30 protein-coding genes are annotated in these 26,211 nt (G+C 63.6%); 24 read left to right on the top strand and 6 right to left on the bottom strand.

What is annotated here, in order from left to right; all coding sequences use genetic code 11:
* Positions 1–61: 61 nt before the first annotated feature.
* From dnaX to ISP15_RS02330, 4 genes are all read left to right on the top strand, one after another.
* Positions 62–1,744, top strand: a complete 1,683-nt coding sequence (dnaX, locus tag ISP15_RS02345) for a DNA polymerase III subunit gamma/tau (RefSeq protein WP_404544672.1) — start codon at positions 62–64, stop codon at positions 1,742–1,744.
* 35 nt (positions 1,745–1,779) lie between these two features.
* Entirely contained in the window at positions 1,780–2,103 is a 324-nt protein-coding gene (locus ISP15_RS02340) for a YbaB/EbfC family nucleoid-associated protein (RefSeq protein ID WP_404544670.1), read from the top strand.
* Positions 2,104–2,228: 125 nt separating this feature from the next.
* Positions 2,229–2,828: a recombination mediator RecR gene (gene recR / locus ISP15_RS02335; protein ID WP_404544667.1), complete on the top strand. Its 600-nt coding sequence runs from the start codon at positions 2,229–2,231 to the stop codon at positions 2,826–2,828.
* Between the two features lie 27 nt (positions 2,829–2,855).
* Positions 2,856–3,200, top strand: coding sequence for a histidine triad nucleotide-binding protein (locus ISP15_RS02330; RefSeq protein ID WP_404544663.1), 345 nt, complete (start codon positions 2,856–2,858; stop codon positions 3,198–3,200).
* Positions 3,201–3,266: 66 nt separating this feature from the next.
* Here ISP15_RS02330 and ISP15_RS02325 read toward each other — a convergent pair whose 3' ends face one another.
* Genes ISP15_RS02325 through ISP15_RS02310 form a run of 4 tightly spaced genes read right to left on the bottom strand, consistent with a single transcriptional unit; the run spans position 3,267 to position 7,771 of the window.
* The gene (locus tag ISP15_RS02325) at positions 3,267–3,863 is read right to left on the bottom strand and encodes a Slp family lipoprotein (protein ID WP_404544661.1); all 597 of its coding nucleotides are present in this window, start codon (positions 3,861–3,863) and stop codon (positions 3,267–3,269) included.
* Between the two features lie 49 nt (positions 3,864–3,912).
* The gene (locus ISP15_RS02320) at positions 3,913–5,886 is read right to left on the bottom strand and encodes a transglutaminase TgpA family protein (RefSeq protein WP_404544659.1); all 1,974 of its coding nucleotides are present in this window, start codon (positions 5,884–5,886) and stop codon (positions 3,913–3,915) included.
* Complete coding sequence (locus ISP15_RS02315; protein WP_404544657.1) at positions 5,883–6,830, bottom strand: DUF58 domain-containing protein; 948 nt, start codon at positions 6,828–6,830, stop codon at positions 5,883–5,885. The genes ISP15_RS02320 and ISP15_RS02315 overlap by 4 nt, the downstream gene beginning before the upstream one ends.
* Positions 6,830–7,771: an AAA family ATPase gene (locus ISP15_RS02310; protein WP_404544654.1), complete on the bottom strand. Its 942-nt coding sequence runs from the start codon at positions 7,769–7,771 to the stop codon at positions 6,830–6,832. The genes ISP15_RS02315 and ISP15_RS02310 overlap by 1 nt, the downstream gene beginning before the upstream one ends.
* Here ISP15_RS02310 and ISP15_RS02305 point away from each other — a divergent pair.
* Positions 7,770–9,386: an ArnT family glycosyltransferase gene (locus ISP15_RS02305; RefSeq protein WP_404544651.1), complete on the top strand. Its 1,617-nt coding sequence runs from the start codon at positions 7,770–7,772 to the stop codon at positions 9,384–9,386. The two genes, ISP15_RS02310 and ISP15_RS02305, sit on opposite strands and share 2 nt — an antisense overlap.
* A 3-nt stretch (positions 9,387–9,389) precedes the next feature.
* Here the strand turns inward: ISP15_RS02305 and ISP15_RS02300 are convergent, their stop codons facing one another.
* Positions 9,390–9,971, bottom strand: a complete 582-nt coding sequence (locus tag ISP15_RS02300) for a Maf family protein (protein ID WP_404544649.1) — start codon at positions 9,969–9,971, stop codon at positions 9,390–9,392.
* The gene (locus ISP15_RS02295) at positions 9,968–10,423 is read right to left on the bottom strand and encodes a hypothetical protein (protein WP_404544646.1); all 456 of its coding nucleotides are present in this window, start codon (positions 10,421–10,423) and stop codon (positions 9,968–9,970) included. The genes ISP15_RS02300 and ISP15_RS02295 overlap by 4 nt, the downstream gene beginning before the upstream one ends.
* Before the next feature lie 198 nt (positions 10,424–10,621).
* On the opposite strand from ISP15_RS02295, the gene ISP15_RS02290 reads away from it, so the two are divergent.
* The 19 genes from ISP15_RS02290 to nuoE all read left to right on the top strand — a co-directional run bounded on the left by ISP15_RS02290 (position 10,622) and on the right by nuoE (position 26,210).
* The gene (locus ISP15_RS02290; protein ID WP_404544643.1) at positions 10,622–11,101 is read left to right on the top strand and encodes a YceD family protein; all 480 of its coding nucleotides are present in this window, start codon (positions 10,622–10,624) and stop codon (positions 11,099–11,101) included.
* Positions 11,102–11,119: 18 nt separating this feature from the next.
* The gene (gene rpmF / locus ISP15_RS02285) at positions 11,120–11,314 is read left to right on the top strand and encodes a 50S ribosomal protein L32 (protein ID WP_404544641.1); all 195 of its coding nucleotides are present in this window, start codon (positions 11,120–11,122) and stop codon (positions 11,312–11,314) included.
* A 170-nt stretch (positions 11,315–11,484) separates the two neighbouring features.
* Positions 11,485–12,459, top strand: a complete 975-nt coding sequence (locus ISP15_RS02280; RefSeq protein ID WP_404544637.1) for a beta-ketoacyl-ACP synthase III — start codon at positions 11,485–11,487, stop codon at positions 12,457–12,459.
* A 140-nt stretch (positions 12,460–12,599) separates the two neighbouring features.
* Positions 12,600–13,547, top strand: coding sequence for an ACP S-malonyltransferase (gene fabD / locus ISP15_RS02275; RefSeq protein ID WP_404544634.1), 948 nt, complete (start codon positions 12,600–12,602; stop codon positions 13,545–13,547).
* Between the two features lie 46 nt (positions 13,548–13,593).
* Entirely contained in the window at positions 13,594–14,334 is a 741-nt protein-coding gene (gene fabG / locus ISP15_RS02270; RefSeq protein ID WP_404544631.1) for a 3-oxoacyl-ACP reductase FabG, read from the top strand.
* A gap of 298 nt (positions 14,335–14,632) precedes the next feature.
* Positions 14,633–14,872 (top strand): acyl carrier protein, encoded by a 240-nt coding sequence (gene acpP / locus ISP15_RS02265; protein WP_404544629.1) that lies wholly within the window; start codon positions 14,633–14,635, stop codon positions 14,870–14,872.
* A gap of 198 nt (positions 14,873–15,070) precedes the next feature.
* Positions 15,071–16,309: a beta-ketoacyl-ACP synthase II gene (gene fabF / locus ISP15_RS02260; protein WP_404544626.1), complete on the top strand. Its 1,239-nt coding sequence runs from the start codon at positions 15,071–15,073 to the stop codon at positions 16,307–16,309.
* A gap of 17 nt (positions 16,310–16,326) precedes the next feature.
* Positions 16,327–17,661, top strand: coding sequence for an aminodeoxychorismate synthase component I (locus tag ISP15_RS02255; RefSeq protein ID WP_404545313.1), 1,335 nt, complete (start codon positions 16,327–16,329; stop codon positions 17,659–17,661).
* A complete protein-coding gene (gene pabC / locus ISP15_RS02250) occupies positions 17,661–18,476 on the top strand; it encodes an aminodeoxychorismate lyase (RefSeq protein ID WP_404544625.1) in 816 nt (271 codons plus the stop codon). Before ISP15_RS02255 ends, pabC begins: the two co-directional genes overlap by 1 nt.
* Positions 18,473–19,513 carry an endolytic transglycosylase MltG gene (gene mltG / locus ISP15_RS02245; protein WP_404544623.1) on the top strand — a complete coding sequence of 347 codons (1,041 nt, stop codon included), beginning with the start codon at positions 18,473–18,475 and terminating at the stop codon, positions 19,511–19,513. The genes pabC and mltG overlap by 4 nt, the downstream gene beginning before the upstream one ends.
* Positions 19,510–20,145 carry a dTMP kinase gene (gene tmk, locus ISP15_RS02240; RefSeq protein ID WP_404544620.1) on the top strand — a complete coding sequence of 212 codons (636 nt, stop codon included), beginning with the start codon at positions 19,510–19,512 and terminating at the stop codon, positions 20,143–20,145. The genes mltG and tmk overlap by 4 nt, the downstream gene beginning before the upstream one ends.
* Positions 20,142–21,077, top strand: a complete 936-nt coding sequence (holB, locus tag ISP15_RS02235; protein ID WP_404544617.1) for a DNA polymerase III subunit delta' — start codon at positions 20,142–20,144, stop codon at positions 21,075–21,077. Before tmk ends, holB begins: the two co-directional genes overlap by 4 nt.
* Positions 21,077–22,000, top strand: a complete 924-nt coding sequence (locus ISP15_RS02230; RefSeq protein ID WP_404544614.1) for a PIG-L deacetylase family protein — start codon at positions 21,077–21,079, stop codon at positions 21,998–22,000. The genes holB and ISP15_RS02230 overlap by 1 nt, the downstream gene beginning before the upstream one ends.
* Positions 22,001–22,103: 103 nt before the next feature.
* Positions 22,104–22,457: a PilZ domain-containing protein gene (locus ISP15_RS02225; protein ID WP_404544612.1), complete on the top strand. Its 354-nt coding sequence runs from the start codon at positions 22,104–22,106 to the stop codon at positions 22,455–22,457.
* 298 nt (positions 22,458–22,755) lie between these two features.
* A complete protein-coding gene (locus ISP15_RS02220) occupies positions 22,756–23,112 on the top strand; it encodes an NADH-quinone oxidoreductase subunit A (protein ID WP_404545311.1) in 357 nt (118 codons plus the stop codon).
* Positions 23,103–23,660 carry a NuoB/complex I 20 kDa subunit family protein gene (locus ISP15_RS02215; protein WP_404544610.1) on the top strand — a complete coding sequence of 186 codons (558 nt, stop codon included), beginning with the start codon at positions 23,103–23,105 and terminating at the stop codon, positions 23,658–23,660. Before ISP15_RS02220 ends, ISP15_RS02215 begins: the two co-directional genes overlap by 10 nt.
* Positions 23,661–23,670: 10 nt before the next feature.
* Positions 23,671–24,402 (top strand): NADH-quinone oxidoreductase subunit C, encoded by a 732-nt coding sequence (locus ISP15_RS02210; RefSeq protein ID WP_404544607.1) that lies wholly within the window; start codon positions 23,671–23,673, stop codon positions 24,400–24,402.
* 2 nt (positions 24,403–24,404) lie between these two features.
* Positions 24,405–25,664 carry an NADH-quinone oxidoreductase subunit D gene (locus ISP15_RS02205; RefSeq protein WP_404544604.1) on the top strand — a complete coding sequence of 420 codons (1,260 nt, stop codon included), beginning with the start codon at positions 24,405–24,407 and terminating at the stop codon, positions 25,662–25,664.
* Positions 25,665–25,682: 18 nt separating this feature from the next.
* Positions 25,683–26,210, top strand: a complete 528-nt coding sequence (gene nuoE, locus ISP15_RS02200) for an NADH-quinone oxidoreductase subunit NuoE (RefSeq protein ID WP_404544601.1) — start codon at positions 25,683–25,685, stop codon at positions 26,208–26,210.
* Position 26,211: the final 1 nt, after the last annotated feature.

Raw genomic sequence — 26,211 nt, 5'->3', positions numbered from 1 at the left:
TTGCATGACTTGCCCCGGCCGACTTGGCACAATCGGGTTCTGGTCCAACTGGCTTTAACGCATGTCCTATCAGGTACTCGCGCGCAAGTGGCGCCCCCGCAAGTTCGCCGAACTCGTCGGTCAGGAACATGTCGTGCGCGCCTTGACCAACGCGCTGGACAGCGGACGCATGCATCACGCTTACCTGTTCACCGGTACGCGCGGCGTGGGCAAGACGACGATCGCGCGCATCTTCGCCAAGTCGCTCAATTGCGAGCGCGGCGAATCGGCGGATCCGTGCGGTGAATGCGCGGTGTGCACGGCTGTCGATGCCGGCCGCTTCGTGGACTTGCTCGAGATCGACGCGGCCAGCAATACCGGCGTGGACGATGTGCGCGAGGTGATCGAGAACGCGCAATATGCGCCGGCGCGTGGACGCTTCAAGGTGTATCTGGTCGACGAAGTGCACATGCTTTCCAAGCCAGCCTTCAACGCCTTGTTGAAGACGCTGGAGGAACCGCCACCGCATGTGAAGTTCCTGCTGGCCACCACCGATCCGCAGAAACTCCCGGTGACGGTGCTGTCGCGCTGCCTGCGCTTCAATCTCAAGCGGCTGCTGCCTGACCAGATCTCCCGCCAGATGCGGCATATCCTTGGCGCGGAGCACATCGAATACGAAGATCCGGCCATCGGCGAGCTCGCGCGCGCAGCGGATGGCTCGTTGCGCGACGGCCTGTCGCTGCTGGACCAGGCTATCGCCTATGGCGGTGGCTCGCTGAAGGCGGATGACGTGCGAGCCATGCTCGGCAGCGTCGAGCGAGGGCAGGTGCTGGGATTGCTCGGGGCACTGGCGGCGGGCGATGGTCAGACCTTGCTGGCCGAGTGCGCGCGCATCGCCTCGTTTTCGCCGGACTTCGGCAGCGTGCTGGACGACCTCGCCGCGTCCTTGCATCGTATCCAGTTGCTCCAGTTGGTACCCGGCTATCAGCCGGACGCTGGCGAGGGCGACGATAGCGCCCTGCCTGGACTGGCCGAACGGCTGGCCGCCGAAGATGTGCAGCTTTACTACCAGATCGCCACGACCGGTCGCCGCGATCTGTCGCTGGCGCCCGATGCGCGGACCGGGTTTGAAATGGCCATGCTGCGCATGCTGGCATTTCGCCCGTCGGACGACGTGTCATCGCCCCCGTCGGGCGGTGGACATCAGCGCTCGGCGCCTGCCGCGCCATCGCCACAGCCGCGGGCAGCCGCGCCCTCGTCCGTACCAGCCGCCGCGCAGGCGGCTGCGCGGCCTGCCGGCGTGCCGTCATCCCAACCTGCTGTCGAGCGGGTTCCTGCCGTGCCATCCACGCCGGTGCAACGTATCGCCGATGTCGGCGGGTTGCCTGATTGGGAAGCATTGATCCAGCGTGCCGACCTGCGCGGTCCGCTCGGCCAATTGGCGCAGAACTCCGCCCTGCATGCACGCGAAGGCCATACGCTGGTGCTGGCGTTGCAGCCGACCTACATGCATCTGGCAGTGGAACCCATGGTCAGCCAGATCGCCGATCGCCTGAGCGAAGTCCTGGGCGAGCCGATACGGTTGCGTTTCATCAGCGACAGCCATGGCGCCGTACATACGCCAGCGGCGCGCGCCGCGGTGGCGCGCAGTGAAGCGCAAGCGGCCGCCGAGGCGTCGATCGAAGGCGATCCACTGGTGCAGGCACTGAAACGTGAATTCGGCGCGCGTGTCGTGCCGCAGTCCATCAAACCCATTGAGTCTTGAGGGCGCTCTGACGCCTATATTCCGGAGCACATGTCATGAGAGGACAACTTGGCCAGTTGATGCAGCAGGCCCAGCGCATGCAGGAAGATATGAAGCGTGCGCAGGAGGAAATCGCCAAGCTCGAGGTCACCGGCAGTGCTGGCGGCGGCTTGGTCAGCGTGGTGATGAGCGGTGCGCATGAAGTGCGCCGCGTGCAGATCGATCGCAAGCTGTTTGCCGATGATCCGGAAATGGCCGAAGACCTGGTCGCCGCCGCGATCAACGATGCGGTGAACAAGGTTGCCGAGGCGAGCAAGAACAAGCTCGGCGGCGTCACTGCCGGGCTGAATCTGCCCCCCGGGCTCAAGATGCCTTTTTGATGGCTTGCACGGCATTCCCTCGCTTACGTTGGGAGACGGTAGACGAAGGATCCTGCGCCGCGAATCGTTATCGCGGGCGTGTCTTCTCACCTCAACCTCTTCCAGGGAGAAGAAGCCGATAGCCCATGAATACATCGTCGCTCCTCAACGATCTGATCGAAGCGTTGCGCTGCCTGCCCGGAGTGGGCGGTAAAAGCGCCCAACGCATGGCGTTTCATTTGCTGGAGCGTGAACGCGAGCGCGGCCTGAAACTCGCCGCGGTACTGCAACAGGCAATGCAGCAAATCGGCCACTGCACCCGTTGCCGTAATTTCAGCGAAGCCTCGGTGTGTGCGATCTGCGCGAGCAGCAGCCGGGACCGCCACGTCCTTTGCGTAGTGGAATCGCCCACCGACCTGGCCGCGATCGAGCAGGCTACCGGTTATCGCGGGCAATATTTCGTGCTGATGGGACGCCTTTCGCCTTTGGATGGCCTGGGGCCCGAAGAGCTGGGCCTGGGCCTGTTGAGCGAACGGCTGGCGGAAGGGGAAGTGGAGGAGCTGATCCTCGCCACCAATCCCACCGTGGAAGGCGAGGCTACCGCACACTATTTGGCGCAACTTGCGCGTGCCGCGGGGATCAGGCCGACGCGCCTGGCACACGGCGTTCCGCTTGGCGGTGAGCTGGAATACGTAGATCGCGGTACGCTGGCGCACGCATTTGGCAGCCGGCAATCCCTGGACTGATGGGCATGCACTTAAGGGAGCACATTCATGGGCGACACCATTTTCGACAAGATCATTCGCCGCGAAATTCCGGCCGAGATCGTCTACGAAACCGATGACGTGCTGGCGTTCAAGGATCTCAATCCGCAGGCGCCGGTACATGTCTTATTCGTGCCCAAACGGGCGTTGCCTACCTTGAACGACGCCACTGCGGCCGATGCCGGGCTGCTCGGCAAGCTCATGCTCGCCGCGGCCGATTACGCCAAGCGCGAAGGTTTCGACAAGGACGGTTATCGTGCCGTGGTCAATTGCAATGAACACGGTGGACAAACCGTGTTCCATCTGCATGTGCATTTGCTCGCAGGTCGTCGGTTAACCTGGCCGCCGGGTTGATCCTCGAAACACTGGCGTAAAAAAACGCCGGCGTGATAGCCGGCGTTTTCATGGGTGACGGATCGGTCAACGATGGCGCACGACGATTACCCTTGGTGCGTACCAGCCGCCGCCCCAACCACCCCAGCCACCCCAGCCACCCCATCCGCCCCAATAAGGGCCGCCCCAATAGGGGCCCCAGAATGGGTCGTACCAGCCTGGGCCATAGGGATAATTCACGACCATCGGGCGCTTCGGCCACAAATAGATCACGTTCGCCTCGACACGCGGATAGGCGTAATCGTAATCGCCGACCTTGCGTGTCACGACGCCCTGGACCGCGCCGGTGACCGTGATCTCGCGGCCCCGCTTGAACACTTCCGGATCATAGAAGCCCGCTCGGCAGGCTACGAAACGGCCCTGGCTGCTGCTGCTGTCCAATACGGGGCGGGCCTGGTCGTCCAGCGGACGCCCCAGCACATAGAAGCAGGTGGATTGCTGGCCTGGCTCGGTACTGATGATTTCGCCGCCCCAGCGCACTTGCGAACCATTGGCGCCACCCTGCTGGGCGCCTACCGAGGTGACATTGGTGTAAGTGCCCTGCAACGGCTGCGGCACCGTGGCGCAGGCAGCCAGCAGGGTAGAGGCCGCTGCGAGGGTGAGGATTCGGTAAAGGGGAGACATGATGTTTTCTCCATCGTGGGCGGATGCATGCTACAGTGTTGCGCTCGGATTAGACCATGCGGTGCGGGTGGAAATTCCGTACCGCCCGTCGGAACGCGCGCAAGGATTCAGGTGAAGGTTTGATCGTGGCGTAGCGCAATTCGATATAGCACCTCATCAAGTGGTCCAGCTCCGCGCGTTGTGCCGGCATCGCCCGGATCGCGCGATGGAAGTAATTCCGCGGTCCTTCGCTGCGTCCACGGATAACTCCGGCGCGGGCAAGCCTGCGCTCCAGCGTTCGCATGCCCGCGAGGACCGGATCGCCCCCGGATCGACGCCATAGCGCCCACGACAGCCCGATTGAACCGAACAGCGCCATGCTGATCGCCAGCAGCCTTTCCAGCATGCCGGTATCAACGTCACGGATGCCGAACGGAGTCAGCAACCCGCGCTGACGCAGCGCATCGAAACCGATAACGCCCTGGTTCCACCATCGGTTGACGATGTCCCAATGATTACGTATCGACTCCAGCGCGCCGGATTCATACCAGGGCAGCTGCCCACCATCGGAATTGGCGGCGCCGAGGTTGATCCGCTGGGGACTTACCGCGGCGGTGGGATCCACGCGCGTCCAGCCGCGGCCGTCCATCCACACTTCACTCCATGCGTGCGCATCGGAATTGCGTACCAGCAGATACTGGCCCAGATTGTTCCAGAACCCACCCTGGTAGCCGGTGACTACCCGCGCAGGAATCCCCGCGGCGCGCATCAAGATCGTGAAGGACGAGGCGTAATGCTCGCAAAAACCTTCGCGCGTGTTGAACAGGAAATCATCGACCGCATCGCGTCCCAAGGGCGCCGGCGCCAAGGTGTAGCTGAAACCTCCAGCATGGAACAGATCCAGTGCGGCCTGGACAATGGCGGCATCGTTGCGACCAAAGCGCCGTCGCCATTGAAGCGCCAGCGCGCGCGTGCGCGGATCGAAGCCGTCGGGAAGCTGCAGCGCGCGCTGGCGCGTGGCACGGTCGAGGTCCGGTTGAAAGCGATAATGCAAGGTCGAGCGAAGCGTGTAGTCCTGCGCTTCGTCGACCGGCTTGTTCGCAAATACTTCCCTGTCCGCACGCATTTGCGACTGCGCCGGTGCGTCAAGCGGCACATCGAGCGTTGGCAATACGCGCTGGTGGGTGGGCTCCAGGCTGATGCGGTAGCCGATCGAATCCTGCGCTTCGAGGGTGGCCGGCGTGTCGGCGGGAAAATCGAGCGGCCGCCACGCCCTGCCGTCGTAATTCCACATCACGTAGGCACGGAAATAACGTTGCTTCTGCGTCGGCGGCGGGCCATCGAAGCTCACGCGCATGGCGGCGCTGTCGTCGGTGAGCAGCTCGGTGAAATCCGCGGGCGACATCTGATCGCTTAGCCCGGTCCGTGCCGCTTGCTGGTTCGACGTCCCCCACAACGGCGAACTCAAGCGCGGCACCAGTACGAACGCCGTCAAGGCCAGCGGCAGCGAAGCGGCGAGCATCCCGAGCGCGGGGAGTAACTGGCGAGCCAGTGGCGTTGCTACCTGGGTCGGTTCCAGCGAGCGCCACGTGGTCAGCGCAGGCAGCAGCCCGAGGGCCACCACCAGCGTGGCGATCATTCCTTGGCCGAACAGCAGCGCCGCCATCAGCAGGAAGCAGGCGAAGGCCGCGGCAACGCGCGCATCGCGCGGCGACTCGCTTTCCGTCAGCTTGAGCACCAATAGTCCCGACGCCAGCGCGGAGCCCGGTTCGCGGCCGAATACATTGCCGTAGTCGAGGATGATTGCCGCGACCAGGATTGCCAGCATGGCTGTTTTCAACCACCCCGGAACGCGGCCCGGGCGATATCTGCGTTGCCACCAGCGCAGGCCCAGCGCCAGCGCCAGGATGCTGCCGAGCCAATAAGGAAGGTGGGCCGCGTGTACCGCCAGGACAAATGCAGTGCTCAGACACAGCAGGTCAAAGCTGCGTTCGCCGAGGCGCGGTTGCGCGCGGTGGCGTGTCCTTCGCCAGAAGCCGATCATGGCAGCAAGGCCAGCGCGGTCATGCAGCGTGCATAATGAGCGGCTCCGCTGCCAATGCCGATGGCTTCGCTGGGCAGCCACAGACTCCACGCATGCCCCTGCGTCTGCGCTTCGCCCAGCCAGCGGGCAAGGCGTGCAATGCGTGCTTCGTTATCAAGTCCGCGCAGCTGCCGCCAGTCCAGTTGCCATTCCTGCCGGGCTTCGGGTTGCTCGTAATCCTTCACCAGCAGGTTCTGATGACGCGCGCTGGCTTTCCATGCCACGTGGCGCATCGAGTCGCCGCTGCGATAATCGCGAAGGGATGCCAGGTCTTCGCCGCGATGCAGGCGTTGCCGGCGCGAAGCGTCGATCGGCAGTGCCGGACCGGGGCCGGATAGTTCCTGCCGCGGCCAGACCAGCATCGCGTAGTGCGGATGCATCCAGCTCCAGGCGCGAAACAATCCCCACGGCCAGGTGGTCCAGATGCGAAAACGCGGTAACGGCAACCAGCCCCGTCGCTCGGTGGCGATGCCTACGGTGATATCGACGCGGCCATCGACATCGAATGCATGCGTGCCGCCGGCGATATCCAACTGGACCGCCTGGCGCAGGCGCAGCGCTTCGAAGTCGAAGGTCACCTCGATCGGTTGTCCGGCGATCGCATGGCTGGCGCGCAGGCCGCGCACGCGCAATCCATTGAGCGTGCGAAACGCCACCAGCATGCTGATCGACGTCGCCGCGCCAAGCAGGCAAGTGAGCAGCAGCGCCGCATTGTTGGAGTAGTTGAGGCTGCCGACCATCATTACCAGCAGCAATACGGTGAACGCCATGCCGAAACCGGTCGGAACGATATAAATGCGCCGCCGATGCAATTGGATCGGCAACGCTTCCTGCCGGCGATGCCGGGTCAACGCCGGCAGGCGGCGTTCCGCCCATTGCTGCAGGCGATGGAGCGGATGCCGCATCAGTCGACGGCGACTTCGCTCAACAGCGTGCGCGCTAGCGCATCGCCGCTGGCACCCCGCGATGCGACCAGCCGGTGCGCCGCCAGCGGAACGAACAACGCTTGGATGTCTTCTGGCAACACGTGCCCGCGATCGCTGAGCATCGCCCAGGCGCGCGCAGCAGCGAGCAAGGAAAGGCCAGCGCGTGGTGAAAGCCCGACCCGGATATCGGGATGCCGGCGGCTGGCGGCGAGCAGCGCCTGCAGGTAATCCAGCAGTGCCGGGCTGGCCGTAATGGTTTGTATCTGCCGGTGCAGCAGGGTGAGGCAGGTTGCGTCCAACTGTGGCGTCAGGTGCGTCAGCAGGTCGCGGCGATCGCTACCCGTGAGCAATTCGCGTTCGGCGCTGGCGTCCGGGTAATCGAGCGACACGCGCAGCATGAAACGGTCGAGCTGCGAATCGGGTAGCGGGAAAGTGCCCGCCAGGTCCAGCGGATTTTGCGTGGCTACCACGAAGAACGGTTCGGGCAAGGTGTGAGTCTGGCCGTCCACGGTCACCTGCCGCTCGGCCATCGCTTCCAGCAGCGCGCTCTGCGTTTTCGGCGTGGCGCGGTTGATTTCATCGGCCAGCAGCAAGCCGGCGAACAACGGCCCGGGATGGAAGCGGAACTGCCCCGTCTCGCGCTCGTACATGCTGACCCCGATAATGTCCGAAGGCAGCAGGTCGCTGGTGAACTGCACGCGCTGGAATTCCAGCGCGAAGCTGGCGGCCAGTGCGTGCGCAAGCGTGGTCTTGCCGACGCCGGGTACGTCTTCCAGCAACAGATGGCCGCCTGCAACCAGGCAGGTGAAGGCCAGTTTGACCTGACGTGCCTTGCCGAGCAGCACCTTGTTGACCTGGGCAATGGCGGCATGCAAACGCCGTTGCAGGTTTTCATCACGAAGCGGAGTGATGGCTGACATGAGTTCGTGGCAGGAGAGGGCAGAAGTGGGGAGTGACTCCAGTGTAGTCGCCAGCCTCGCGCGCTGGCGAGCGGCATTCCTCGTCGTGTTCCTGTGCCTGCTGGTGCTGAAGCTGGCGCTCGCGGCCATCTTGCAGCCACTCGGCGACGAAGCGTTCTATTGGCAGGAAAGTCGTCATCTAGCCTGGGGCTATAGCGACCTCCCACCGTTGACCGCGTGGTTGATTCGCCTGGGCGAAAGTGTGGCTGGCCATGGCGTGCTGGGCATGCGTTGGCCTTTCCTGTTATTGGGAAGCGGCCTGCCCTGGTTGCTGGTGGCGTTCGGCCGGCGCGCTTTTGATGCGCGTACAGGATGGCAGGCCGGGTTGCTATGCCTGTGCCTGCCGCTGGCTGGCAGCCTGGGTGTGATGGCGCTGCCGGACGTGCCGCTCACGGTGGCAGGCGCCGCCGCCATGCTCGGTTTGCTGCGTGCGATGGATGAGAATCGTTGGCGCGACTGGTTGTTGCTGGGCGTTGCGCTCGCGGTGTGCTGGATGAGCCATTACCGCGCGGCCATGTTCATGCTCGCTGGAGGGTTGCTTTGCCTGCTGACGCCGCGTGGTCGGCGCCAATGGCGCCGGGGCGGCTTTTGGCTGGCGATGCTGATTGCCGCGATCGGACTGCTGCCATTGTTGGTTTCCAACTGGCAGCAACATGGCGCGGGCCTGGCGTTCCAATTGGTCGAACGCAATCCGTGGCGCTTCCATGCCGACACGCTGGTGCAGCCGCTGGAGCAGGCCGTTACCTGCACGCCACTGTTGTATGCCTGCCTGCTGTGGGCGGCGTGGCAGTGTTGGCGCCGTCGCCTGGGAGGTCCTTGGGACGTGATCGCCTGGCTGTCGCTTGGCTTTATCGTCATCTATTTCGTGGCGGGCCTGTTTGCGGACGACCAGCGCTTTCGCGTGCATTGGCCGCTGCCCGGCTATTTGCCGTTGTTGGCGGCGCTGCCAGTGTTGTTGCGCGAAGCCACTGCGTCGCGTGGGTGGCGATTGGTGGCCATGGCCGGCGCCGGGGTGGCCTTGCTGGCGCAATCGGCAGGTTTGCTCTATCTCGGCCTGGCGGCTTATCCCGGCACCGCGCCATGGCTGGGAGCGGCGCGCGCCTTGCCGGCTGCCTTTATTGGATGGCGGGAAAGTGCCGATATCGCCAAGGCGCAGCTGGCGCGGCAGCCGGCGATCCTGGTGGCGGACAACTTCATGTTGGCGGCCGAGCTGGATTTTCAATTCGACAGGCAACGTCCGATCTACGCGCTCGACAGCCCGTTGAACGTGAAATATGGACGCGCGCCCCAACTGGCCTGGTGGCAGACCGATGAGGGCGCATTGCGCCGGTCGCATGCTGGCGCGCCGATATTGCTGGTGGTCGATGAGCGCGCGTTGCGCGAGCGTGAGCGCGGGCCGTGGTTGGAGTCGCTGTGCGCGCGGGTGAAAAATCTGCAGCCGGCACAGCGGCTGGACCTCTATGACGGTCGCAAAAGCGTGGCCTTTTACCGAGGCCGCATCGGCAAAGAGCCGACCGCGGGCGAGATGCCATCGGAGCATTGCATGGCTGCAAGTGACGCATCTGCCGGAGAGTAGGTCTCAAGGCACCTCGATTCCTGCCTCGCGCAGCAATTGCGCCAGCGCGATCAGCGGCAGCCCGACCAGGGCGGTCGGATCATGGGTTTCGATACGGTGGAACAAGCTGATACCCAGGCTCTCGCATTTGAAACTGCCCGCACAATCCAGCGGCTGTTCGCGCTCGACATAACGGACGATTTCCTCGGGGCTCAGCGGGCGGAAATGCACCCGGGTGAGATCGAGGTGGGTGTGCTGTCGCCGGCTGCGCGTATCGAACACGCATAGCGCCGTATGGAAATTCACCGCATGGCCGGAACACGCCTTCAGCTGGGCCCGGGCCCGTTCCACCGAGCCAGGTTTATCCAGCAATACGCCATCCAGTTCGGCGACCTGGTCGGAGCCAATCACCAGGGCATCGTGCAGCCCCGCGCTGGCGTCGATCGCCTTGGCCGTGGCCAGCCGCATGGCGCGTGCGGCAGGTGGTTCACCTGCGCACGTGCTTTCAATGGTGCCGGGAGCTTTCAGCTCGAACTCCAGGCTGAGCCTGCGCAGCAGTTCGGCGCGATAGCGTGAAGTGGAGCCGAGCACTAGCTGGCGCCTCATGGCCGGGAGGAATCCGGTCGGATGTGCTCACGCATGGCACTGTCGAGCTCGCTCTGGGCCTGTCCCAGCGCTTGCAGGAGGGGCCGCAGGCGGTCGCGGGTCTGGTTCATCGAGCGGATGGCGGCATCCAGCTCTTTCTGGCCGGCGGTCGGCGCGTGGTCGCGAATCCAGATTCGCTGTTGCAGCAGCGCCCGCAGGCCTGCATCAACGGCATGGGCGGCCTCTTGTTCGCTGGCCGCAGGCAGGTCCGGATTGAGCGACATCACGGCATGGGCCTGCTGCAGCCGGGCCCGGCAGGACTTGAGGTCCGCCTCCAGCCGGTCGGCCAGTTCGAGCAATTGCTTCAAACTGGTGGTGCGGCGGGTCAGGCGGCGCAGCAGGAACGTTCCCGCGAGGGCTATCGCAAGCAAAATCAACAAGATGGCCAAGCCGAACGTAAGATAGGTATCCACTGAGGCAGTCGGCTCGGGCTAAGGTAGGACGGCAGTCTGCCGTATGCAGGATGGTTCAGGCAAAGCCCCGCGGCCAAGGCCGGGAACCGGTCTGCGGCAAGCTTGCCATGCTGCCGCACGGTTGACTTAACTGGCCGGGAAACATACTATTTCCCGGTTATGTCCGTGACACTGCCAGAGTCCGTGGACGCTTGGCGCATGGTTTCGGCGCGGCGTTCGTTCCAGGGGTCGCTGCCCATCGCCGCAATGCCTCGCCTGTGCGGCGTGCTGGCGGAGAGTGCAGGATTGGCCCAGTACGAGCTCGACTTCGGTCGGGACGAGTACGGTACGGCATATGTCGATGTACGGGTTCAGGCGCCTTTGTGGCTGGTTTGCCAGCGCACGCTCGAGCCGTTCGTCATGCCGGTCACGGTGGATAGCCGGCTGGGCCTGATCCGTTCCGAGCGCGAAGAGTCCGCGTTGCCGGCTGGGTGCGAGCCGCTGCTGGTTGCCGAGGACGACAAGCTCGGCCTGATCGATGTGATCGAGGACGAATTGCTGTTGGCGTTACCACTGGTGCCGGTCAATCCGGACAGCGAGTTGCCCGAAGAAGTCACGCGCCCGCCGGCGGAAGATGTGCCCGCCCAAGTGCGTTCCGATAACCCGTTCGCGGTGTTGCGCGAACTCAAAAAGAACTGATTTAGCTGGAGAAGCATCATGGCCGTTCAAAAGAGCCGCAAGACCCCGTCCACCCGCGGCATGCGTCGCTCGCACGACAAGCTGAGCACCGTGCAGTTGGCCACCGATCCGACCAGCGGTGAAGTGCATCGCCGTCACCACGTGACCGCCGATGGCTACTACCGCGGCAAGAAGGTGATCGACACCCAGGTGGCAGTGACCGAGGAAGACTGAGGCTTCGTGCCCGGAGGCTGCAAGGTCTCCCTGGAGTCGGTTCGGCAAGCGGCGCGGTGACGCGCCGCTTTGCGTTCTGGCATCCGCCAACGTAACGTTGCGGTCTTGGTGCGGCGAGCCATCCGTCAGGCGGATGGCATGGGGCACCACCGCCTGCTGATGGATATTCAATGGCCCAGATCTACTCTCGCATCATCGCCACCGGCAGCGCCTTGCCGGAGCGAGTCGTGACCAATGCCGACCTGGAGAAATTCGTCGATACCAGCGACGAATGGATCCGCGAACGCACCGGCATCCGCCAGCGCCATGTGGCGGCAGAAGGGGAGACCACCGGCGACCTGTCCTTCCTGGCCGCGCAGCGCGCGCTCGAAGCTGCCGGCGTGAAAGCGTCGGAACTGGACCTGATCGTGTTGGGCACCACTACGCCCGATATCATTTTCCCGTCCACCGCCTGCCTGGTGCAGTACCGCCTGGGTGCCAACGGCTGTGCCGCGTTCGATGTCAACGCCGCCTGCTCGGGCTTCGTCTACGCATTGGGCGTGGCGGACAAATTCATTCGCAGCGGCCAGTCGAAGAAAGTGCTGGTGATCGGTGCGGAAACGCTTACGCGCATGGTTGACTGGAACGAGCGCGAGACCTGCGTATTGTTCGGCGACGGCGCCGGCGCCGTGGTGCTTGAGGCGTCCAGCGAGCCGGGCATTTATGCGACCTGCCTGCACGCCGATGGCGGTTACAGAGATCTGCTGTACAACCCGGTCGGTGTTTCCGCGGGATTCAAGGACGAGCCCAATCACGGCGTGCGCATCCGCATGTCTGGCCGCGAAGTATTCAAGGTCGCGGTGAAAACGCTTGATTCGCTGGTCGAGGAAACACTCGGTGCCGCCGGCATGGATGCTTCGCAGCTGGACTGGCTGATTCCGCATCAGGCCAACCTGCGCATCATCGAAGCCACCGCCAAGCGCCTGAACATGTCGATGGAACAGGTGATCGTCACGGTCGACAAACACGCCAATACCTCGGCCGGTTCGGTGCCGCTGGCGCTGGACTATGCCGTGCGTTCGGACAAGGTCAAGCGTGGACAGAATTTACTGCTGGAAGCTTTCGGCGGTGGATTTACCTGGGCTTCCGCGCTCCTGCGCTATTGAGTCAGGAAGGCGGATCTTGCCGGCAGGTGTGTCTGTCGCTGGTGGATCGCACGGTCCGCTGCCTGTCCCATGACAAAAAAACGGCTGCGCATGTCGCCTCTTGATGGCACCATTTCGTTTTTCTTCAACTGTACCTTTTCATGACCCCATCGTCCGCGTCGCTCGCCTTTGTTTTTCCCGGCCAAGGGTCGCAGTCGGTCGGTATGCTTGCCGATCTCGCCGTTCTCCACGGCGATGTGAAGGCCACATTTGAGGAAGCTTCGCAAGGCGCTGGCATCGACCTGTGGGCGCTGAGCCAGCAAGGTCCGGAAGAGCAGCTCAATCGCACCGAGAACACCCAGCCTGTGCTGCTTGCCGCTAGCGTTGCGGTGTGGCGTGTATGGCAGAAACTTGGCGGCGCGCGTCCTTCCCAATTGGCAGGCCACAGCCTGGGCGAATACAGCGCGCTGGTTTGCGCCGGCGCATTGTCGTTGCACGATGCCGCCGCCCTGGTCGCCGAACGCGGACGTCTTATGCAGACGGCGGTTCCAGCGGGCGTGGGCGCGATGGCTGCGATCCTGGGCGGTGACGACGAACAGATCACCGCGGTCTGCGCGGAAGTTGCGCAAGGGCAGGTGGTTGCGCCGGCCAACTTCAATTCGCCTGGCCAGTTGGTGATTGCCGGCCACGCCGCGGCGGTCGATCGCGCCTTGGCCAGGCTTGCGGAATTGGGTGTGAAGAAAGCCGTCAAGCTGGCCGTATCGGTGCCTTCGCACAGTGCATTGATGCGCGAGGCAGCCGACCGCCTCGGCGAGCGCATGGCCTCGATCGCATGGGAGCTGCCGGCCATCCCTGTGGTGCAGAATGCCGAGGCGCGCAGTTACTCGTCGCTTGACGATATCCGCGGCGCGCTGCAACGGCAGCTGTATCTGCCGGTACGCTGGACGGAATGCGTGCAGGCATTGGTATCCGGTGGCGCGACGCGCTTTGCCGAATGCGGTCCCGGCAAGGTCTTGGCGGGCTTGATCAAGCGTATCGACAAAAATGTCGAGACCCGTGCGGTCGGCATGCCGGCAGAACTCGACGCCGCACGTGGCGCATGGACCTGAAGCAGGTCCGTATCATTCGAATTCCCTGTATGGAAGGACTTGAAGGATGAGCACACTGCAAGGTGAGATTGCATTGGTCACCGGTGCAAGCCGTGGCATTGGCGCGGCCATTGCCGACGAATTGGCGGCCATGGGTGCAGTGGTCATCGGCACGGCGACCACCGAGGCGGGGGCTGCAGCGATTGGCGAGCGACTTGCCCCCCAGGGCGGTCACGGGCGCGTACTCAATGTCACCGATTCGGCGGCAGTGGAGGCGCTGGTCGGTGAGATCGCCAAGCAATTCGGGCCAGTTTCGATCCTCGTCAACAACGCAGGCATTACGCGCGACCAGTTGCTGATGCGCATGCGCGACGAGGATTGGCACGCCATCCTGGATACCAACCTCAGTTCGGTCTATCGCACGTCAAAGGCGGTCATGCGCGGCATGATGAAAGCCCGCAAGGGCCGCATCATTTCGATTGCCTCCGTGATCGGACTGACTGGCAACCCTGGACAAGCCAACTACGCCGCGGCGAAGGCCGGAATCATCGCATTCTCCAAATCGCTGGCGCGCGAGATCGGTTCGCGTGGCATTACCGTCAACGTGGTGGCACCTGGTTTCATCGACACCGATATGACCCGCGGCCTGCCGGAGGAGTCCAGGCAGGCCCTGCTGGGCCAGATTGCGCTCGGCCGCCTGGGCGAGGCAGGCGATATCGCCAAGGCAGTAGGCTTTCTCGCGTCTCCGGCGGCGGGCTACATCACTGGCGAAACCTTGCATGTCAATGGCGGCATGTACATGCCTTGAGCGACAAGCTGGGCGGCCAAAGCCTTGAAAAAAAGGCCCTTGGCAGTACAGCTGGTGGCTGGAATGGGTCGGTGCGTTTGAAATTTTCCGGTCGATCCGGGCCGCTGAACTCGAGGAGTCGTCACGGCGTCCTTTTTAGGCGACAATTGGCGCTTTCGCGTCGACGCGGACACCGTGGCGGCTTGTATTCCCTGGCATATGATTGGCGGCTTCGCGGCTTAGCCACTACAATGCCGCAGGCTTTGCCGGCGAAAAAGCCGGCGAGACAGACAATTTCCCCTTGGGAGGCAAAGGCAACATGAGCACCATCGAAGAACGCGTCAAGAAAATCGTCGTCGAGCAACTGGGCGTGAAGGAAGACGAAGTCAATCCAAACTCTTCGTTCGTGGACGACCTGGGCGCGGATTCGCTGGATACGGTCGAGCTGGTGATGGCGCTCGAAGAGGAATTCGAAACCGAAATTCCCGATGAAGAAGCCGAGAAGATCACCACCGTGCAGGAAGCCGTCAACTACATCAAGGCTCATACCAAGGAATGATCCAGCGTGGCACGGTGGCGCACAGGCGTCCCATGCATTACGCAGCGATACCGGAATCTGCGCCACCTCGGCGCAGTTTTCGTTTCTGCAATAGGTAACGTCCGATCCCGTATGGTGTACAAGGTCGGCGCGCATCGCGATGTGCGGAAGGTGACGCCTTTTGGCTGATCTTCCCGAACCAGCAAGGAACTTCGATCCATGAGCAAACGACGTGTGGTAGTGACTGGCATGGGTATCATCTCGCCGGTCGGCAACGACATCGCCACCGCCTGGGACAATATTCTCAAGGGCGCCAGCGGCATCGGCCCGGTGACGCACTTTGACGCCACGGCGTATGCCACGCGCATCGCCGGCCAGGTGCGTGACTTCGATGCTGCGCAATGGATGCCGCCAAAAGACGTGAAGAAGATGGATCCGTTCATCCACTACGGCATTGCCGCGGGCACCCAGGCCCTGCGCGATTCCGGGCTGGACGTGACGGAGGCGAATGCGCCGCGTATCGGCGTGGCGGTCGGTGCCGGCATCGGCGGCCTCAATACCATCGAGGATACGTCGATCGACCTGCACGAAAAGGGACCGCGCCGCGTCTCGCCGTTCTTCGTGCCCAGTTCGATCATCAACATGGTCTCGGGTCACCTGTCGATCATGTTCGGACTGAAAGGTCCGAACATTGCCTGCGTCACGGCGTGCACCACGGCGACCCACAACATCGGCCTGGCCGGCCGCATGATCCAGTATGGCGACGCGGACGTGATGATCGCCGGCGGAGCCGAGTTCGCCACGACCGGTACGGCCATGGCCGGTTTCTGCTCGGCCAAGGCCATGTCCACGCGCAACGATGAGCCACACAAGGCAAGCCGGCCGTGGGACAAGGACCGCGATGGTTTCGTGCTGTCCGATGGTGCGGGCGTGCTGGTGCTGGAAGAATATGAGCATGCGAAAGCCCGCGGCGCGCGGATCTACGCCGAGCTGGTGGGCTTCGGCATGAGTGGCGATGCCTACCACATCACTGCGCCAAGCGAAGGCGGCGAAGGCGCTGCCCGTTGCATGGAAGCGGCGTTGCGCGATGGCGCGATCAATCCGGCCGACGTGCAATACATCAATGCCCACGGCACTTCGACGCCGCTGGGCGATCTGGGCGAGGTATTGGCTGCCAAGCGCGTGTTTGGCGACCACGCCTATAAATTGGCGATGAGCTCGACCAAATCCACCACGGGCCATCTGTTGGGCGCGGCCGGCGGCGTGGAGGCGATCTTCACCATCCTTGCCATGCGCGACCAGGTGTTGCCGCCGACGATCAATCTCGACGAGCCCGGTGAAGGTTGCGACCTCGATTTCGTGCCGCACACCGCGCGCGAGGCGAAGCTCGAGATTGCCATCTCCAATTCGTTCGGCTTCGGCGGTACCAACGGCACGCTTGCTTTCCGCCGGATCTAGTGAGCCACCAGAACCGTATGCTGGCCGGCCGGCGCGACCTGCTTGCGCCGGCCGCTGCGTTTCCAGAGCGTTATCCCGCGTTGCTCGAAAGCGTTACGCGGGCGGGCGCAAACGCGCGCTACGACATTCTGTTCGCATTTCCCCAAGGCGTGCTTACGCTGGACGCCAATGGCCGTGTGCAGGATGCCGATGGGCAGGTGCGCGCCGGTCGCTTCCTCGATGCGCTCGATGCCTCGTGGCAGGCAGAGCGATTGCCACAAGGAGAGGATGACGGCTTGCCGTTCCATGGCGGCTGGATCCTGTTCCTTGCCTATGAACTCGCCGGCCAAATCGAGCCGACGCTTCGCTTGCGCCATGCGTCGCACCTGCCGATAGCGCAGGCAGTGCGCTGCCCGGCTGCGATCATTGTCGATCATCAACGCGAATGCACGATCCTGGTAGCCGAAGCAGGACAGGAGACGTTGCTCGACCGGATGCTGGCGGACCTCGATGCCGCGCCACCCCGGTCATCGTTGCCGGAGGCGCCGGCCAAGATCGAGGAAGACGATCCATCGTCGTTCCTGCACGGCGTTGCGTGCATCCATGAGCATTTGCGGGCTGGCGATCTCTTCCAGGCCAATCTGTCGCGGGCATGGCGCGCGCTGTTTCCCGTGGCGCCTTCCGCCGTCAGCCTTTACGCTGCGCTGCGTCGCGCGAACCCGGCGCCATTCGCGGGCCTCTTCCAGCAAAAGCATTGGGCGGTGGTCAGTTCGTCACCGGAGCGATTGGTGGAAATGCGTCGCGGCGTGGTGCAGGCCCGGCCGATCGCCGGCACACGTCCAAGGTCGGAAGGCGACGATGATCGTGCAAGCATTCGCGAGCTCACCGCACATCCCAAGGAACGCGCCGAGCACGTGATGCTGATCGACTTGGAGCGTAACGATCTGGGCCGTGTCTGCAAGCCGGGCACGGTGGAAGTAAACGAATTGATGGTGGTGGAAAGCTACGCGCACGTGCACCACATCGTTTCCAATGTGCGCGGCCGGCTGCGCGAAGACGTTACCCCGGGGCAGGTGATCGCAGCGACGTTTCCAGGCGGCACCATCACCGGCTGTCCCAAGGTGCGCTGCATGCAAATCATCGCTGCGCTGGAAGACGAGCCGCGCGGCGCCTATACCGGCGCGCTGGGCTATCTCGATCGCAACGGCGATCTCGATTTGAATATCCTCATCCGCACGCTGACCTTGAGCGGCAACCGCGTCAGTCTGCGGGCGGGCGCCGGCATCGTGGCCGATTCCATCGCGGCCAAGGAGCTGGACGAGACGCGGGCCAAGGCGCGTGGCATGTTGCGAGCGCTAGGGGTGGCCGGTTGATGATGTTGGTCAACGGCCAGCCGCATGACAGCGTCTCGGCGCTTGATCGCGGTCTGAGCTACGGCGATGGCCTGTTCGAAACGATCCGCTTTGTGCATGGCCGCGCGCCGCTCTGGGAGCGCCATATGCAGCGCCTGATGGCCGGTTGCGAAAGATTGCGCATGCCGTTGCCGGATCCGCAGCTGCTTTGGCGGGAAGCATGGCGGCTTGGGCATGGACTCGGGCATGCCATCGTGCGCATCACCGTGACCCGTGGCCTTGGCGAGCGTGGTTATGCACTGCCAATCCCCGGCACGGCCACCCGCATTGTCGCGGCCTTTCCGGGGCCGGCCATTGCGGCATCTGCCTACGTCGATGGCATCCGCGTGCATAGATGCCGGGCCACGCTCGCCGACCAGCCGCTGCTGGCGGGTATCAAGCACCTCAATCGACTGGAGCAGGTGCTGGCGCGTGCCGAATGGAGCGATCCGGCGATCGCCGAAGGGCTGGTATGCGACCGGCATGGCCAGGTCATTTCAGCGACGGCGGCCAATCTATTCGCCGTCCTCGGCGGCGCCATCGTCACGCCCGCCGTGGATCGCTGCGGGGTGGCTGGCGTGGCGCGAGCCGCGATGCTTGAGCGCTTTCCTGATTGCCAGGTTCGCGATCTGCCGCTCGATGCTTGCCTGGCTGCTTCCGAGCTCTTCCTCAGCTCCAGCATTCGCGGCATCCTGCCAGTTCAGGCCGTGGACGATACCGTGTACGCTCCCGGCCCGGTGGCACGTGCCATGCAGCAGCATTGGCGCGATCTGGGTTTCCCGATGGAGCAGGCATGAATCGAGGCGGTAGGCAAGGCGGACGTGTGGCGTGGCGTGTCCTGCTGTGGATCCTGTTGCTGGCAGTGGTGGGCGCCGCCGGATGGACCTGGCGAGACTTTTCGCGTTTCAGTGTCACGCCACTGCACGTCAGCAGCGCGAGCGAGAGCATCGACATTGGCCGCGGCACCAGCTTCAAGGACGTCGTGCATCAGTTGCGCAGCCAGGGATTGAGCACCTCTTCGCCGTTGTACTGGCGCCTGCTGGCCGAACGGATGCAGGTCGCCGGGCGCCTGCATGCAGGCGAGTATGCGATCACTCCGGGCATCACGCCGCAACAGTTGCTGGCCAACATGGCGCAAGGCAAGGTATTGCAGCGCGACGTCACCATCGTCGATGGCTGGACCTTTCACGATGTGCTGCAGGCACTGGCCAAGGCCGACAAGCTGAAGCACGAGACGGCGGGACTGGATGAGGCCGCCATCATGCGGAAGATCGGCGCGCCCGGTGAGAAGGCCGAAGGACGTTTCCTGCCGGAAACCTATGCCTACGTAAAAGGTGACGGCGATCTGGACATTCTGCGCCGTGCGCACGAAGCCATGGACAAGACGCTGGCAACCTCGTGGGCACAGCGCGCGCCCGATCTGCCGTTGACCACGCCCTATCAGGCTCTGATTCTCGCCTCCATCATTGAGAAGGAAACCGGTCGTGCCGACGAACGCGCGCGCGTTGCCGGCGTGTTTGTGAGGCGCCTGCAAAAGAACATGCTGCTGCAGACCGATCCGACCGTGATCTACGGCATGGGCTCCAGCTACGCCGGCACGATCCACAAGAGCGATCTGACTACCGATACGCCTTACAACACCTATACACGTCCGGGCTTGCCGCCGACGCCGATCGCCATGCCCGGCAAGCCCGCCATCGAGGCGGCCTTGCATCCGGCGTCGGGCGATGCGTTGTATTTCGTCTCGCGTGGCGACGGCACGCATATTTTCGCCAGTACGCTGGAAGAGCAGAATCGTCATGTCGCCTGCTATCAACTGAAGCATTGCCAATGAGCCGGCGCGGACGTTTCATCACGCTTGAAGGTGGCGAAGGCGCGGGCAAGAGTACGTTGCTCGCCGGTCTGCACGATCATTTGCTGGGCCATGGCGTGAGCCTGCTGCAAGTACGCGAACCCGGTGGCACGCCCCTGGGCGAGGCAGTGCGTTCGATCGTGCTGGATGCATCGCGCGCCGGGATCAGTGCCGAGAGCGAACTCCTGCTGATGTTCGCGTCGCGTGCGCAGTTGGTGCGCGAACGGATCGAGCCGGCGCTGGCAGCCGGGCAATGGGTGCTGTGCGATCGCTATGTCGATGCCAGCTACGCTTATCAGGGCGGTGGGCGAGGGCAGCCATTCGAGCGCATCGCCGCGCTTGAAAGCTGGGCCTGCGCGGGGCTAAGTGCGGACCTGACGCTGCTGCTCGACTTATCCGTGTCGACTGGACGCGCGCGTGCCGCGGGTCGCGGTGCGGCCGATCGCATCGAGACGGAAACCGATGCGTTCTTCGAGCGCGTGCGCAAAACGTATCGCGAACGGGCCGACGCCGAGCCGCAGCGTTTTCGCATGATCGATGCGAGCCAATCACCAGACCAGGTGCTGCAAGCTGCCATCGCGGCGATTGCGCCTCTGTTCGAGATTGGCGCATGAATATTCCTTCCTGGCACGCAGAGCATTGGATGCGCCTGCAGGCGCGCCGGCAGCGCGATGCCTTGCCGCACGCATTGCTGTTGTGTGGTCCGCGCGGACTCGGCAAGCGTGATTTCCTTCGGCGGTTCGTGCGCGGGCTTTTGTGCCAGCAACCCCGCGACGGCGACGCCTGCGGCGCTTGCCGCAGCTGCCTGCTGTTCGATGCGGGCACGCACCCGGACGTCGTGTCGCTGAGTTATGGCTTGCGCAAGGACGGCGTACAACGATCGGAAATCGTGGTCGACCAGATTCGCGATTTGTCCGCTCGGCTTGCCACGGCCAGCCAGTTCGGCGGCTGGCAGGTCGCCAGCATCGATCCGGCCGACGCCATGAATGCGGCGGCCGCGAACGCCTTGCTGAAGACGTTGGAAGAGCCTGCGACACGCACCATGCTGATCCTGGTGGCTGACGCACCATGGCGCATGCCGGCGACCATCCGCAGCCGTTGCCAACGCATCGATTTCCAGTTGCCTTCGCACGATGCATCCCTGGCATGGTTGCAGGAAATGGGCGTGCGCGATGCGCCGGCGGCCCTGGCTGCGGCGGCCGGCAATCCCGGGCTGGCTCGCATCTGGGCAGAGCAGGGCGCGTTGGCGCAACGGCAGGAGGTCCGCAAGGATCTTGCCGCACTGGCATCCGGTCGTGGCGACGCCATGGAAATGGGCAAACGCTGGCTCGACAGCGCGCTGGAACAACGCCTGTGGTTTGCAGCCCAGGCCGTGGCCGATGAAATGCGTGCCCGCGCCGCCACGCAGGCGGGCCCGCTGTCCAGTGCGCTGGATAGTGAAGCCTTGGCCGCATGGTATGACGCTGCCAACCGCACGCGCGAAGCTTTGCGTGGCCCACTGCGTGGCGACCTGTTGCTGCTGGAGCTGCTGGGGCGCTGGCGCTGATGCAGCAGTCATGGTCCGTATCCGCGCAGACGCGCCTGCTGGTGGTCGCGCCTCACCCGGATGACGAAACACTCGGTTGTGGACTATTGATCCAGCAGGTGCTGGCTGCTGGCGGCACAGTGCAAATCTTGCTGCTGACGGACGGCGACAACAATCCATGGCCGCAACGCTATATCGAACGCCGCCTGCATATCGGTCCGGCATCGCGCCGGCGCTGGGGCGTGCGGCGGCGGAACGAGGTGATGCGCGCGCTGGAACAGCTCGGCGTGCCGGCGACGGCGCTCCATCCCCTGGGCTGGCAGGATATGGAAGTGACCGGCCGCCTGCGCGGCGATCCGGCTGGATCGATTGCCGCCGTGCGTTCGGTCATGCAGGCATTCCAGCCCAGCCTGGTCTGCTGTCCGGCCCTGCGCGACAGCCATCCTGATCATGGGGCTGCCCATGTGCTGTGCCGGCTGGCCCTGGCCGGTATTTCTCCCTCTCCGATATTGCTGGCCTACCCTGTACATGGCGGGGCGGAGCCGGCGAATTATCCGGTGGCGATCGATGCCAGCGTGGACGAACGCGAGCGCAAGCTGCGCGCGCTGGCCGAGCATCACACCCAGATGGTGCTGAGCGGTGCGCGGATGCGCCGGCTGGCGCTTGGTCCCGAGCTATACGTGCAGATTGCCGGCCCGCCTGGGCAGGGCCGCTTGCCGTGGCGGCCTCCGGCGGCTGTGCGGCCCTGGTTGCGCCTGCTGGTCGCGACGCCCGACGGGATCCGGGACTGGAACTGGCGACACGCACCCCTGGCGCGCGATCCGGATGGAGCGTATCGGCTGTCATGGCCGGGCCATCGGGTGAATGGGCTGGCGTTTGCCAAGCTCCATCTGGATTGGCCCTCGCCCTGGATCTTCGATCACTGGGGCTGGCACGCATTGTGAGCCCGCGCTTCCACTTCGGCGAGAATGCCTTTGCGCATGGCGTACCTGCTGGTTAGGATGGGCTATTGCCAACCGCCCATAGCGCCGCACGACAGGAGCAGGCATGAACCCGGTCGCCGCCCGCCAGGGCATTATCTCGCTGAAGTTCAAGGACACGGCTTCGCTCTATAACGCCTACATGCCGTTCCTGAAGCATGGGGGCCTGTTTGCGCCCACCGCGCAGCGCTATTCGCTGGGTGACGAGGTGGTCCTGCTGATCAGCCTGATCGATGAAAGCGAGCGCCTGTCGGTAGCCGGCAAAGTGGTATGGATTACTCCGGTTGGCGCGCAGGGCAATCGTACTGCCGGGATCGGCGTGCAATTCAACGAGTCCAGTGACGGCGAGGCGGCGCGCAGCCGGATCGAGGCCTTGCTTGCCGGCGCATTGGGTGCGGAGCGAGCCACGCAGACCATGTAGCCGATCGCCTGGTCGGCGTTGCCACGCTTGTGTGCGATAGGCATGCATGGATGCGGGACGCTTTCGTGGCAACAGCTTTATTGCAAGAAATATCCCATGTTGCGCCACACAAGGCTTGTCGGCGCACCCATGCGCACTGATACAATGTCGCGATCCCCGGGCTGGACCCGTGGATCGTCGAGCACCTGCATTCTGCGCGGCAGCGTACAGGGCTGGACAGCCCGCTGACTCGAAACTTCCGGACCGTTTGCCCCGACGGTCACTGATGCACCTGTGTGGTGCGGAGGTAAGTTATACCGTGCTTGCCGAATATTGGCCCGTTCTCCTGTTCCTCGGTATCGCCACCGGACTGGGTCTCGTCCTCCTGGTGATCGGCCTGCTGGTCGGTCCCCGTCGGCCGGAATCGGAGAAGCTTTCGCCGTATGAATGCGGCTTCGAGGCCTTCGAGGATGCGCGCATGCAATTCGATGTGCGCTACTACCTCCTTGCCATTCTTTTCATCATTTTCGATCTGGAAATCGCCTTCCTCTTTCCGTGGGCGGTAGTGTTCCAGCATATCGGCATCGTCGCGCTGATCGAGATGGCGCTGTTCCTGCTGCTGCTGGTGATCGGTTTTGCCTACGTGTGGAAGAAGGGAGCACTGGAATGGGAGTGATCTCCTCCATCGATCGGGTGATGCATAACCCGCAGCCGTTGAACCTGGTGGACGACATCCTGCGTCCGGCCGGCGACAATCCGATCATCCAGCGCGGCTGGGCGACCACCAGTGTCGATGCGCTCATGAACTGGGCGCGTACCGGTTCGATGTGGCCGATGACGTTCGGCCTGGCCTGCTGTGCGGTCGAGATGATGCATGCGGGCGCCGCGCGCCTGGACCTGGATCGCTATGGCGTCATCTTCCGCCCCAGCCCGCGCCAGTCCGACGTGATGATCGTGGCCGGCACGCTGGTCAACAAGATGGCTCCGGCGCTGCGCAAGGTCTACGACCAGATGCCCGACCCGAAATGGGTCATTTCCATGGGCAGTTGCGCTAACGGTGGCGGCTACTACCACTATTCCTATTCCGTGGTGCGCGGCTGCGACCGCATCGTGCCGGTGGACATCTACGTGCCGGGCTGTCCGCCTACGGCCGAGGCGTTGATCCACGGCATCCTGCAGTTGCAGAAAAAGATCCGTCGTACCAGCACCATCGCGCGTTCCTGAAGGCGCCCTCATGAGCGATACACACATTCACTCGCCGCTGGTCGAGCGCCTTTCCGCGCGATTCGGCGACCTGCTGCAAATTACCGTGGCGCATGGCCAGGTCATGGCGGAAGTGGCATCCGCCAACCTGCTGGCCGTAGCGACCGCATTGCGCGATGAGCCGGGCTTTCGCTTCACCGAAGCGGTCGATCTATGCGGCATTGACTATCTCGGCTATGGCCAGACGGAATGGGACACCACTGACGTGTCCAGTACCGGTTTCTCGCGTGGCGTGGAAGGCGAAGCCCAAGGGCGTTTCGCCTGGGCCGACCGTCCGCGCAGCGTATCCATTCCGCGCCGCTTCGCTTCCGTGTTCCATCTGCTCTCGATCGAATACAACCAGCGCTTGCGCGTGCGCGTCTTCTGCGAAGACGACAGCCTGCCGGTCCTGCCGTCGCTGGTGCATATCTGGCCGGGCTTGAACTGGTTCGAACGCGAATCGTTCGACCTGTACGGCATCATCTACGACGGCCATCCGGATCTGCGTCGCATCCTTACCGATTACGGCTTCGTGGGTCATCCGTTCCGCAAGGACTTCCCGCTGATCGGCAATGTCGAAGTGCGCTACGACCCCGAGCAGAAACGTGTGGTGTACGAGCCCGTGTCGATCGAGCCGCGCGTGCTGGTGCCGCGCGTGATCCGCGACGATGCCGACCTGATCCAGGCCAAGGCGGAAGCCGCCGACCATTGGCGGGAGAACTGAGCATGTCGAGCCAAGAAATCCGCAATTACACGATGAACTTCGGTCCGCAGCATCCTGCCGCACACGGCGTGCTGCGCCTGGTGCTGGAGATGGATGGCGAAACCATCGTCCGGGCCGACCCGCACGTGGGGCTGCTGCATCGCGGCACCGAAAAGTTGGCCGAGTCCAAGCCGTTCAACCAGTCGATCGGCTACATGGACCGCCTCGACTACGTGTCGATGATGTGCAACGAGCACGCTTACGTGCGCGCCATCGAAACCCTGTTGGGGATCGAGGCGCCCGAGCGAGCGCAGTACATCCGCACCATGTTCGACGAGATCACTCGCATCCTCAATCATTTGATGTGGGTAGGTTCGAACGCGCTCGACCTGGGTGCGATGGCGGTATTCCTGTATGCCTTCCGCGAGCGCGAAGAATTGATGGACTGCTACGAAGCGGTCTCCGGCGCACGCATGCACGCGACGTATTACCGTCCTGGTGGCGTGTACCGGGATCTGCCGGGCAAGATGTCGCAATATCGCGAATCGCCGTGGCACAAGGGCAATGATCTCAAGCGCCTCAACAGCTGGCGCGAAGGTTCCATGCTCGATTACCTCGATGCCTTCACCGCGGATTTCCCGACCAAGGTGGATGAGTACGAGGAACTGCTCACCAACAACCGTATCTGGAAGCAGCGTACCGTTGGCATCGGTGTCATTTCCCCCGAGCTGGCCCAGCAATGGGGCATGACCGGCGTCATGCTGCGCGGTTCCGGCATTGCCTGGGACTTGCGCAAGAAACAGCCTTACGCGAAATACGCCGAGATGGACTTCGACATTCCGGTTGGCGTGGGCGGCGACTGCTACGACCGCTATCTGGTGCGCGTGGAAGAAATGCGCCAATCCAATCGGATCATCCGCCAATGCGTGGAATGGCTGCGCGCCAATCCCGGTCCGGTGATGGTGGAGAACTTCAAGGTTGCGCCGCCCAGGCGCGAGGCCATGAAGGAAGACATGGAAGCCTTGATCCATCACTTCAAGCTGTTCACGGAAGGCTACGGCGTGCCGGCGGGCGAAACGTATACCGCGATCGAAGCCCCGAAGGGCGAGTTCGGCTGCTACCTGGTGTCCGACGGTGCCAACAAGCCGTTCCGCGTGCACCTGCGCGCCCCGGGCTTTGCCCACCTGTCGTCGATGGACACCATCGTGCGCGGCCACATGCTGGCCGACGTGGTGGCAATGATCGGCACCTATGACCTCGTGTTCGGCGAAGTCGACCGCTGAGCCCGGAGGAAACATCACATGAAAGCCACCGGAAATTACGCTCAGGTCAAGCATGTCGATCCGCTCGTCGTGCTCAGTGAGCACACGCGCCATCACATCGACCATTGGCTTGGCAAGTTCCCGCCGGACCGCAAGCGCTCCGCGCTGATCCAGGCGCTGTTCGCCGCGCAGGAACAAAACGAAGGCTTCCTCACCGATGAGCTGATCACGGCCGTCGCAAAGTACATCGACGTTCCGTCGGTATGGGCCTACGAAGTGGCCAGCTTCTATTCGATGCTGGAAACCAAGCCGGTCGGGCGCAACAACGTCGCGATCTGCACCAATATCTCCTGCTGGTTGAACGGCGCCGAAGACCTCGTGCGCCATTGCGAGAAGAAGCTCGGGATCAAGCTTGGCGAGAGCACCGCGGACGGGCGCGTCTATCTCAAGCAGGAAGAAGAATGCATCGCCGCTTGCGTGTACGCGCCGGCGATGACGGTCAATGGCCATTACCACGAGCGACTCACGACCGAAAAGGTCGATGAGATCCTCGATGGTTTGAAGTGAG

Source organism: Dyella jejuensis, from assembly GCF_044904675.1.
Classification (GTDB): Bacteria; Pseudomonadota; Gammaproteobacteria; order Xanthomonadales; family Rhodanobacteraceae; genus Dyella_B; species Dyella_B jejuensis.
Note: the sequence above shows the minus strand (reverse complement) of the source record. Positions and strands in the feature narration are given on the sequence as shown.

Excerpts from the sequence above, each read along its gene's own strand:
- ISP15_RS02230 (WP_404544614.1), top strand. The coding sequence starts at position 21,077 with ATGCAGCAGTCATGGTCCGTATCCGCGCAGACGCGCCTGCTGGTGGTC.
- holB (WP_404544617.1), top strand. The coding sequence starts at position 20,142 with ATGAATATTCCTTCCTGGCACGCAGAGCATTGGATGCGCCTGCAGGCG.
- recR (WP_404544667.1), top strand. The coding sequence starts at position 2,229 with ATGAATACATCGTCGCTCCTCAACGATCTGATCGAAGCGTTGCGCTGC.
- fabF (WP_404544626.1), top strand. The coding sequence starts at position 15,071 with ATGAGCAAACGACGTGTGGTAGTGACTGGCATGGGTATCATCTCGCCG.
- rpmF (WP_404544641.1), top strand. The coding sequence starts at position 11,120 with ATGGCCGTTCAAAAGAGCCGCAAGACCCCGTCCACCCGCGGCATGCGT.
- ISP15_RS02215 (WP_404544610.1), top strand. The coding sequence starts at position 23,103 with ATGGGAGTGATCTCCTCCATCGATCGGGTGATGCATAACCCGCAGCCG.
- pabC (WP_404544625.1), top strand. The coding sequence starts at position 17,661 with ATGATGTTGGTCAACGGCCAGCCGCATGACAGCGTCTCGGCGCTTGAT.
- ISP15_RS02300 (WP_404544649.1), bottom strand. The coding sequence starts at position 9,971 with ATGAGGCGCCAGCTAGTGCTCGGCTCCACTTCACGCTATCGCGCCGAA.
- ISP15_RS02290 (WP_404544643.1), top strand. The coding sequence starts at position 10,622 with ATGGTTTCGGCGCGGCGTTCGTTCCAGGGGTCGCTGCCCATCGCCGCA.
- dnaX (WP_404544672.1), top strand. The coding sequence starts at position 62 with ATGTCCTATCAGGTACTCGCGCGCAAGTGGCGCCCCCGCAAGTTCGCC.
- ISP15_RS02325 (WP_404544661.1), bottom strand. The coding sequence starts at position 3,863 with ATGTCTCCCCTTTACCGAATCCTCACCCTCGCAGCGGCCTCTACCCTG.
- ISP15_RS02310 (WP_404544654.1), bottom strand. The coding sequence starts at position 7,771 with ATGTCAGCCATCACTCCGCTTCGTGATGAAAACCTGCAACGGCGTTTG.
- mltG (WP_404544623.1), top strand. The coding sequence starts at position 18,473 with ATGAATCGAGGCGGTAGGCAAGGCGGACGTGTGGCGTGGCGTGTCCTG.
- ISP15_RS02320 (WP_404544659.1), bottom strand. The coding sequence starts at position 5,886 with ATGATCGGCTTCTGGCGAAGGACACGCCACCGCGCGCAACCGCGCCTC.
- ISP15_RS02255 (WP_404545313.1), top strand. The coding sequence starts at position 16,327 with ATGCTGGCCGGCCGGCGCGACCTGCTTGCGCCGGCCGCTGCGTTTCCA.
- ISP15_RS02305 (WP_404544651.1), top strand. The coding sequence starts at position 7,770 with ATGAGTTCGTGGCAGGAGAGGGCAGAAGTGGGGAGTGACTCCAGTGTA.
- ISP15_RS02205 (WP_404544604.1), top strand. The coding sequence starts at position 24,405 with ATGTCGAGCCAAGAAATCCGCAATTACACGATGAACTTCGGTCCGCAG.
- ISP15_RS02210 (WP_404544607.1), top strand. The coding sequence starts at position 23,671 with ATGAGCGATACACACATTCACTCGCCGCTGGTCGAGCGCCTTTCCGCG.
- tmk (WP_404544620.1), top strand. The coding sequence starts at position 19,510 with ATGAGCCGGCGCGGACGTTTCATCACGCTTGAAGGTGGCGAAGGCGCG.
- acpP (WP_404544629.1), top strand. The coding sequence starts at position 14,633 with ATGAGCACCATCGAAGAACGCGTCAAGAAAATCGTCGTCGAGCAACTG.
- ISP15_RS02225 (WP_404544612.1), top strand. The coding sequence starts at position 22,104 with ATGAACCCGGTCGCCGCCCGCCAGGGCATTATCTCGCTGAAGTTCAAG.
- ISP15_RS02280 (WP_404544637.1), top strand. The coding sequence starts at position 11,485 with ATGGCCCAGATCTACTCTCGCATCATCGCCACCGGCAGCGCCTTGCCG.
- fabG (WP_404544631.1), top strand. The coding sequence starts at position 13,594 with ATGAGCACACTGCAAGGTGAGATTGCATTGGTCACCGGTGCAAGCCGT.
- nuoE (WP_404544601.1), top strand. The coding sequence starts at position 25,683 with ATGAAAGCCACCGGAAATTACGCTCAGGTCAAGCATGTCGATCCGCTC.
- ISP15_RS02340 (WP_404544670.1), top strand. The coding sequence starts at position 1,780 with ATGAGAGGACAACTTGGCCAGTTGATGCAGCAGGCCCAGCGCATGCAG.
- ISP15_RS02315 (WP_404544657.1), bottom strand. The coding sequence starts at position 6,830 with ATGCGGCATCCGCTCCATCGCCTGCAGCAATGGGCGGAACGCCGCCTG.
- ISP15_RS02330 (WP_404544663.1), top strand. The coding sequence starts at position 2,856 with ATGGGCGACACCATTTTCGACAAGATCATTCGCCGCGAAATTCCGGCC.
- fabD (WP_404544634.1), top strand. The coding sequence starts at position 12,600 with ATGACCCCATCGTCCGCGTCGCTCGCCTTTGTTTTTCCCGGCCAAGGG.